General features: G+C 71.4%; 3 protein-coding genes. 1 reads left to right on the top strand and 2 read right to left on the bottom strand.

Annotated elements, in window-relative coordinates; all coding sequences use genetic code 11:
* Positions 1–469: ATP-binding cassette domain-containing protein (locus tag WBP48_RS09225; RefSeq protein WP_424439336.1), on the bottom strand; the 469-nt coding region annotated here is incomplete at its 3' end.
* Positions 466–1,260, bottom strand: coding sequence for an ATP-binding cassette domain-containing protein (locus WBP48_RS09220; protein ID WP_424439333.1), 795 nt, complete (start codon positions 1,258–1,260; stop codon positions 466–468). The genes WBP48_RS09220 and WBP48_RS09225, both read right to left, overlap by 4 nt.
* A gap of 292 nt (positions 1,261–1,552) precedes the next feature.
* Here WBP48_RS09220 and WBP48_RS09215 point away from each other — a divergent pair.
* A partial coding sequence (locus WBP48_RS09215) for a type IV toxin-antitoxin system AbiEi family antitoxin domain-containing protein (RefSeq protein ID WP_424439339.1) occupies positions 1,553–1,704 on the top strand: 152 nt, incomplete at its 3' end.

Genomic DNA, 1,704 nt, shown 5'->3' with positions numbered 1-1,704 from the left:
GCTCGGTGGGCAGCCGCACGCCCTCGAGCGCGGTGGCGACGATCGCGCGGTGATCGCCGGGCACGCCGAGGCGGCGGAGCGGGTCGAGGACGAGCTGTTCGACCGTCATACGGGGATCGAGGCTGGTTCCGGGCTCCTGCGGGATGTACTGCACGTGCCGGCGAAAGGCGCGCAGCCCCTTCCCCGAACGCGGGAGGGGCGCGCCACCCACGCGAACCTCGCCGGCGTCGGGCTGCTCCAGCCCCAGCAGGATCCGCAGCATCGTCGATTTGCCTGAGCCCGAACGGCCGACAATGCCGATCGCCTCGCCGGTGGCGATGCGCAGGTCGAGGCCGGTGAGCACGGGGACGTCTTCGGGCCGGCGAAACGGCGATCCGCTGAGACGGCGGTAGCGGTGGTGGAGTCCGACGGCCTCGAGCGCAGCATCCCGCGCGTAGACCTTCTCGTCCGTGCGCCGCGGTGCGCTCACGCTGCCGTCTCCTTCCGGAGGCGGGTGCCCACCATGGACTGCGACCGCACGAGGTCCACCAGCTCACGGGTGTACGGATGCTGCGGAGCGTCCACCAGCGCCCGGAACGTGCCCTGCTCCACGATGCGCCCGTTCTGCAGCACGACCGCCCGATCGCAGATCTGCGATGCGGCCGCGAGGTCGTGGGTGATGAACAGCAGAGCGAGCCCGGCGCGCTCGCGCGCGGCCGCGAGCGTGTCGAGCACCTGCGCCTGGCTCACGACGTCGAGAGCCGTCGTGGGCTCGTCGGCGACGAGCACTTTCGCCTCGCACGCGAGTGCGAGCGCGATGCATGCCCGCTGGCGTTGTCCGCCGGACAGCTCCGCGGGGTAGGAGCGCAGCACGCGGTGCGGATCGTCGATGCTGCACGCGTCGAGCAGCTCCGCTGCGCGGTCGTGCAGCTGCCGACCCTGCAGCCCGCGGCGGCGCAGGGGTACCTCCAGCTGCCGCGCGACGCGGACGAGGGGGTTCAGGGCGTTCGAGCTGTCCTGCTGCACGGCGGCGACGCAGCCGGCGGGGCGAAGCGACGAGCCCACGTCGACCGCCGTGCCGTCGAGGACCAACTCACCGGTCGCGTCGAGCATGCGCGAGAGTCCGCCGGTGATCGCCGCCGCGGTCAGCGACTTGCCCGATCCGGAGTGGCCGAGCAGGGCGACGCTCTCGCCCGGCTGAAGAGACAGCGACACGCTGTGAACGAGCGTGAGGCCCCCGACGCGGACGTCGAGGTCGCGCAGCAGCAGCGCTTCGGGCATGGGAAGTTCCTTCTCGGAGCGGTCGAAGTAGTAACGATAACGGTTCTCACTTCGTTTGGGCAAACTGCGTCCGTGCCTGCGCCTGCCAGCGCCGCCGGGCGTCGGATGCTGAGGAGATGGCGGATGCTGAGGACGAAATCCCGGCATCCCGTCCACAGAATCCTGCTTTCTCCTCAGCAACCTGCGGGCGGACCCCGTCATCGGTCTCTCCCCAATCGGCAGTTTCGCCGGTCTGTCTACAGATTGCCCCGGGCGCGAACCACGGCACTTCAGGAGCGGGCACGCTGTGGGGATGTCGGTCAGAGAAGCGGTGCGGAGCCTCGGGGGCGTGGTGCGGGTGCGTGCACTGCGCCGCCGCGGCCTGAGCGAGCGCGCGGTCCGTCGCGCGGTAGAGGCCGGCGAGGTGGTGAGGCCCCGCAAAGGGTGGCTCGCGCTGCCCGGCGC

The sequence above is a fragment of the Microbacterium sp. genome (assembly GCF_049661145.1).
Taxonomy (GTDB): domain Bacteria; phylum Actinomycetota; class Actinomycetes; order Actinomycetales; family Microbacteriaceae; genus Microbacterium.
This window is presented reverse-complemented; position numbering and strand designations above follow the sequence as displayed.

Bases quoted from the DNA above. Each gene is read 5' to 3' on its own strand.
- WBP48_RS09220 (WP_424439333.1), bottom strand. From the start codon at position 1,260: ATGCCCGAAGCGCTGCTGCTGCGCGACCTCGACGTCCGCGTCGGGGGC.